This is a genomic window from Mycobacterium talmoniae (genome assembly GCF_001854525.1).
Classification (GTDB): domain Bacteria; phylum Actinomycetota; class Actinomycetes; order Mycobacteriales; family Mycobacteriaceae; genus Mycobacterium; species Mycobacterium talmoniae.
Map to the genome: position 1 here is coordinate 1 of NZ_MLQM01000242.1, position 5,740 is coordinate 5,740.

General features: G+C 72.0%; 9 protein-coding genes. 1 reads left to right on the forward strand and 8 read right to left on the reverse strand.

The window, feature by feature from the left end:
- Positions 1-125: 125 nt before the first annotated feature.
- The 8 genes from BKN37_RS25360 to BKN37_RS28120 all read right to left on the reverse strand — a co-directional run bounded on the left by BKN37_RS25360 (position 126) and on the right by BKN37_RS28120 (position 5,116).
- Positions 126-1,049 carry a M56 family metallopeptidase gene (locus tag BKN37_RS25360; protein ID WP_071029849.1) on the reverse strand — a complete coding sequence of 308 codons (924 nt, stop codon included), beginning with the start codon at positions 1,047-1,049 and terminating at the stop codon, positions 126-128.
- The gene (locus tag BKN37_RS25365) at positions 1,046-1,423 is read right to left on the reverse strand and encodes a BlaI/MecI/CopY family transcriptional regulator (RefSeq protein ID WP_071029851.1); all 378 of its coding nucleotides are present in this window, start codon (positions 1,421-1,423) and stop codon (positions 1,046-1,048) included. Before BKN37_RS25365 ends, BKN37_RS25360 begins: the two co-directional genes overlap by 4 nt.
- 19 nt (positions 1,424-1,442) lie before the next feature.
- The gene (locus BKN37_RS25370; RefSeq protein ID WP_071029853.1) at positions 1,443-2,207 is read right to left on the reverse strand and encodes a class I SAM-dependent methyltransferase; all 765 of its coding nucleotides are present in this window, start codon (positions 2,205-2,207) and stop codon (positions 1,443-1,445) included.
- Between the two features lie 2 nt (positions 2,208-2,209).
- Positions 2,210-2,815 carry an HD domain-containing protein gene (locus tag BKN37_RS25375; protein WP_071029855.1) on the reverse strand — a complete coding sequence of 202 codons (606 nt, stop codon included), beginning with the start codon at positions 2,813-2,815 and terminating at the stop codon, positions 2,210-2,212.
- 24 nt (positions 2,816-2,839) lie between these two features.
- Positions 2,840-3,700, reverse strand: a complete 861-nt coding sequence (locus BKN37_RS25380) for a cytochrome c biogenesis CcdA family protein (RefSeq protein WP_071029857.1) — start codon at positions 3,698-3,700, stop codon at positions 2,840-2,842.
- Positions 3,701-3,712: 12 nt separating this feature from the next.
- Entirely contained in the window at positions 3,713-4,219 is a 507-nt protein-coding gene (gene dsbE, locus BKN37_RS25385; RefSeq protein WP_071029859.1) for a disulfide bond-forming protein DsbE, read from the reverse strand.
- 238 nt (positions 4,220-4,457) lie between these two features.
- The gene (locus tag BKN37_RS25390; protein ID WP_131823697.1) at positions 4,458-4,724 is read right to left on the reverse strand and encodes a hypothetical protein; all 267 of its coding nucleotides are present in this window, start codon (positions 4,722-4,724) and stop codon (positions 4,458-4,460) included.
- A 5-nt stretch (positions 4,725-4,729) separates the two neighbouring features.
- Positions 4,730-5,116 carry an EndoU domain-containing protein gene (locus BKN37_RS28120; protein WP_083342044.1) on the reverse strand — a complete coding sequence of 129 codons (387 nt, stop codon included), beginning with the start codon at positions 5,114-5,116 and terminating at the stop codon, positions 4,730-4,732.
- Positions 5,117-5,212: 96 nt separating this feature from the next.
- Between BKN37_RS28120 and BKN37_RS25395 the strand changes: the two genes are divergently transcribed.
- A partial coding sequence (locus tag BKN37_RS25395; RefSeq protein WP_207547295.1) for an exodeoxyribonuclease V subunit gamma occupies positions 5,213-5,740 on the forward strand: 528 nt, incomplete at its 3' end.

The following is a 5,740-nucleotide window of genomic DNA, read 5'->3' on the forward strand; positions in this document are numbered from 1 at the left end:
CACCCCCCCCCCCCCCCCGCGCCCGCCCCCCCCGGCCCGCCGTCCGCCGCCGCGGCGGTGCAGGCGCGTCAGGGGCACGACGGTGGGGGTGGTAGCCGCGGTGGCGCTCCGGCCCCGCCTCCGTTCTACAGCTGGCATGCCAGAGCGGCGGCCACCGGGGTGATCGTCGCCGCGGCGATGACGGCGGTCAGCGTCGCGCGGTGCCGCCAGCACCGTGCCGGGGCGAGCAACCGTTCGGCGCGCTGCAGCACCGCGGTATCGGCGGCGCCCAGCACGGCGGCCGGCGCACTCGCCGGCGCCCCGGCCAGGGCCAGCAGCCCGCGCAGCAGCGGCAGCGACCCGTGCCGGCGCACCGCGACGTCGTCGGCGCACATCTCCAGCAGCGCCGCCACCGCGTCGGCGGCCGCCGAAAACAGCGGCAGCCGCGGGAAACTGGCCGCCAACGCCCGCAACACCGTCAACAGGTCGTGGTGGCGACCGGACAGGTGGGCCTGCTCGTGGGCGAGCACCGCGGCCAGTTGCGGTTCGTCGAGCCGATCCAGGGCGGCGGTGGTCACCACCACCGCGCGGGGCCGGCCCGCCACGCAGTAGGCCGCGGCCCGCCCGGCCGGCACGACCACCACCCCGGGCCGGTCGGTGGGCCGCCCGATCAGCCGCGCCGCCGACGCGTGCGCCCGACTGCGGGCCCGCAGCCCCCGCACCCGGGAGGCCACCCGCATCGCGGCGACGCCGGTGATGATCAGGCCGGTCGCCAGCAAACCGACCGCCAGCACCGAGCCCACCGGACGCGGCAGCCCGATCTGGCCGGCCACGCCAAGCGCTTTGAGGCACAACGACAGTGCCGAATTACGCCACATGCTGCCGACGTCGGCGACCAGCAGCGCGGCGACGGCCGCCAGCCAGGCGCCGACCGCACCGGTGACCGCGGTCAGCCAGGCCGCCACCGCCAGCCGCGGCGGCACCCCGGCGCCGGTGACCCGGCGCAGCAGCGGCGGCCCCAGCCAGATCAGCGCGGCCGCATACCCCAGCAGCAGCACCGCCGCGTTCACACCGGATCCCGATCCGCGATCAGTCGCCGCAGCGCGGCCCGCACCCGGGTGGACTCCTGCTCGTCGAGCTGGTTGAGGAAGTGGGTGAGCACCAGGTCGGAGTCGCCGCCGGCGTCCAGCGCGTCGCGCATCAGCGCCGCGGAATGTTCCTCCCGGCTCATCGTGGCCCAGTACCGGAAGGCTTTACCGGCGCGCTCGCGCTGCAGCCAGCCCTTGCGGTGCAGGTTGTCCATGGTCGACATCACCGTGGTGTAGGCGATTTGGCGTTCGCCGGCCAGGTCGTCGAAGACTTCGCGGACGGTGGTCACCGCGCCGCTGCGCCACACCCGGTCCATCACGACGGCTTCGAGATCGCCGAATCCCCGAACAGCCATGGTGTCGATGGTATCGGTCTCAGGACGGTTTCGTCGCGGTCACCAAACGCGTTGCCGCCCAGGGGCCGCCGTACCACATCCGCCAGCCCAGGTTGCGCTGGGTGACGTTGCGCCAGCCGAGTTCGCGCAGCTGGGCGGCGTGGTTGCGGATCTCCCACAGGTCGGCGATCACCAGCCGCCCGCCCGGGCGCAGCACCCGCACCGCCTCGGTCAGCGCGCGGCGGCGCCCGTCCCGGGACGGGATGTTGTGGATGGCCAGGTTGGACACGACGACGTCGACGCTGCCGTCGGCCAGCGGCAGCGCGGTCATGTCGGCGGTATGCACCTCGACCCGGTCCAGGACCTGCTCCAGGGCGGCGTTGGCCAGGGTGGCCTGCTCGGAGTTGTCGGTCTGGTCGGCCTGCCACAGGTCGACGCCGATGGCCTTCCCGTGCGGCAGCCGCTTGGCCGCGGCCAGCAGCACCGCCCCGCGGCCGCAGCCCATGTCCAGCACGGTTTCGTCGCCGCGCAGCCGCAGCCCGTCGAGCAGCTCATCCCACACCCGGAATTTGCCGGCGCGGGTGGCGTACAGGTACAGCCCGGCGCTGGCCAGCACCCCGGCGCCCGCCGCCCCGGACAGCGCCGCGCGCAGCCGCTTGCCGCGAGCGGCGCTGAGCGCCGCGAACCCCAGCAGCGTCGCGCTCTGGGCGAGCACACCGAGCCCCTGCGCCCGCGCCGAAAAGGTGTGAAACGAGCCGTCGACCCCGTAGTCGCCCTGGTGTTTCGCGATCGTGGTGTCTGCCATCGTCACATTGTGCCAACCGCCGCGATTTCGCGGTCCAGCGTGTCGATGACGTCGCGCAGCTCGCCCACCATCGCGTCGTCGGTGCGGTCGGCGTAGACGGCCAGCAGCGACCGGTAGTACCACAGGTGCTGGCGGGGGTCGTGCTGGCTGAACCGGCCCCACAGCGCGGGGCCGACGGTGCGGAAGTCGCGCAGCAGCGCGCGGGCGTTGTGCAGTTTGTCGGCCAGCGACACCAGCACCGCGCCGTCGGAGGCCTCGGCCAGGTGGGCGATGTAGCGTTCCTTGCGCGGCCGCCACGCCGGTTTGGGGGTCTCGAAGGTGTCGCTGCATTCGGCGACGATGCCGGCGACCTCGGCGCCGAACTTCGCCCGGATCTCGGCCAGGGTGGCTTCACCGCCCTGATCCTCGGCGGCGTCGTGCAGCAGCGCGGCGATGGCCTGGTCCTCGGTGCCGTCGGCGTCGATGACCAGCCCGGCCACCGACAGCAGGTGGCCCAGGTACGGGATGTCGCCGCCCTTGCGGGTCTGGGTGGCGTGTTTGTCGGCGGCGTAGCCGAGCGCCTCGACGAACCGCGGGGTCAGGCGTGGGGTGGTCGTCTCGGCGGGCATTGTCGGCTCCTTTCGGGTGCGCGTTCACTCTGGCATGCGACGGCGACGGCGGACGACCCGCACCGCCAGCGCGGCCACCGCGATCGCCGCCAGCGCCGCCAGCCACGGCCAGGCCCCGTGCTGGTGCACCCACCCGGCCAGGGCGCCTTGCAGCCGGCCGGCCGCCGCGATCACCGGGTCGGCGGGGTTGGCGTTCAGGTCGAACAGCCGCACCTCGTAGAGGCCGTAGTACCCCACGTAGAGCCCGACCACGACCAGCAGCGCCCCGCTGATCCGGTTGGCGTAGGGCATGATTCGGCGCACCCGGTCGATCAGCGTGCCGCGGGCCAGCGCGACCGCGACGGCCAGCACCCCGACCAGCAGCGCGAACCCGGCCGCGTAGGCGAGGTAGCTCGCCGCGCCGCCGAGCAGCGATCCGCCGCGCACCGCGACCCCGGTGACCGCCAGAAACGGCCCCACCGTGCAGGACAACGACGCGGCCGCATAGGCCACCCCGTAGCCCAGCATCGAGGTGATCCGCGCGGTCGGCGCCCACCGGCCGCCGGCCAGCGCCGGGGGCGTCAACGCCGCCACCCGACGCCCCGCCAGCAGCCAAACCCCCAGCGCGACAAGGGCAATGCCGAGCAGCACGGTCGCATACGGCAGGTAGCGTTGCACGGTCGCCGCGACCGCGACGGTCAGCGCCCCGAAGCTGCCGAACACCGCCAGAAAGCCGGCGGTCATCGCCGCGGTGGCCGCCAGCGCGCGCCCCACCGCGCGCGGGCCGCTGGTGTGTTCGCCGCGCACCACCAACGCCAGGTAGGCGGGCAGCAGCGCGAACCCGCACGGGTTGAGGGCGGCGACCAATCCGGCACCGAAGGCCAACCCCAGCAGGTGTTGGTCCACGCCGCCGCCGGTCTAGGTCAGCGCCGCGACCCGCTCGGAGAGCTCCTGCTGGGGCATCGCCGAGGTGGGGTTGTTGACGAAGGACGAGGTGCCGTCGGCGCGTTCGAACACGTAGGCCGGCTGCCAGGGCACCCCGAACCGGGCCCAGATGGAGCCGTCGGCGTCGTTGAGGTTGGTGAAGTTCAGGTTGTACTTCGACACGAAGCCCTGCTCGGCGGCGACGTCGGAGTGTCCGGCCACGCCGACGAAGGTGACCCGGGGGTTGGCGGCGGCGACCTGGCTCACCGACGGCGCCTCCTGGTTGCAGAACGGGCACTGCGGGGCCCAGAACCACAGCACGGCGGGTTTGCCCTGCAGGCTGGCCCCGTTGAACGGCGCGCCGTCGAGGGTGGTGCCGGTGAACTGCAAGCGCTCATCGGCGGCGGCCGCCGTCGGCGGGCCGGCCAGCCCGAAAACCAGTGCCGCGGCGGCTGATCCCAACGCCAGGGCCTTGGCCCGACGCGCGAGGTGGATTCTCATGACAGTGCCTCCCTTTGACACAACCGTCATTAGACGACACGTTGCCGAATCCCTACCGGTTCACTCGGACGCGCCGGGGTGAGCTGCTGCTCACCCCCTTATGGTGCGCCGATTTTGCCGGGACCGCGGGGAATCGGACCGGGCCGCCGGGCCATGCCGCGCGTTGACTCTGCGGCTACCAGGCAAAAGTTCGAGGAGACCGCGTGGTGGACGCAGAGTCATCAACGACACGCGCGGCTTAGCTGGTGCTCACTGCTCGGGTACGCAGAACAGCGACATCTTCGCTGACGCTACGGGCGTCAACCTCATCGAAGTCGCCATCTCCAATCATTTGCTCGACTTCTGCGAGCAGTTCAGGCGGCACAGCGACACGCTCGGTTGCGGCCTTTTCCATCAGATCAATGATCGCCGCGACCGGCTCGCCGACGTCGATGAGACGCCGCATGATGGCATCGCGTGGTGCGATCGCGCCAGACAGGCGGGCAGCGAGTTCCTCGGCATTCATGACTCTCATCCTACGTTTTTGGGTGGTAGTGGGTATGCCGTCCAAAGTTGCGGCGGCCCGTTCCGGCCTCGAACCCGAGCCTCAACTTCCTGGCCGAATACTCGACCGCGAAAATAGAGTGTCGAGCCTTTGCGCTCGATTTCGTCGGGACCCATCAACACCTGTTCGATCGCTACCTTGATCTTCGCTGCGTCCCAGCCAGCAGGAAACTCCGATTTCCCCTTTCCCGTACCGTGCCCATGCCCACCCGACCAGGACCGGCCCTTTGCGACGGGTCGGCCAGTAAGGATGTGCTGGAGAGCCTCGTCGGTCACCGCGGGCGGGTTTTGCGGTGTGAAGGGCACACGACCGCCGCCCTTGACTGCGGGATAACGACGCATCCGGGCGGCCATACTTCTCTCCTTTGTCAGGGACCGCTCGTGACCACCGTGGCATGGAGGTCTGACACACCAACCAGGATTGCCGCCGAAGTCATAGGGTTGCCCTCGATGCCGCTGCACGTTCACCGCGCCGAACGCACCGATCTGCTCGCCGACGGGCTGTCCAGGTTGCTGGCCGACCCGCTGGCCGATCCGTTCGCCGAGGAGCTGGTGCTGGTGCCCGCCCGCGGGGTGGAGCGCTGGCTATCGCAACGCCTGTCGCACGTGTTGGGCGCGGGCCGCGGCGGCGACGGGGTGTGCGCGGGGGTCGCGTTTCGCAGCCCGAGCTCGCTGATCGCCGAGATCACCGGCACCGTCGACGACGACCCGTGGTCCCCGGACGCGATGACCTGGCCGCTGCTGGAGGTGATCGACGCCAGCTGCGAGCAGCCCTGGTGCCGCACGCTGGCAACGCATTTGGGTCACGGCGACCCCACCCCGGAGGGCGAGCTGCGCCGCGGCCGACGCTACGCGGTGGCCCGCCGGCTGGCCGGGCTGTTCGCCTCCTACGCCCAGCAACGGCCCCAGCTGCTGATCGACTGGGCCGCGGAGCGGGCCACCGACGGCGCCGGCGGCCCGCTGGCCCCCGACCTGTGC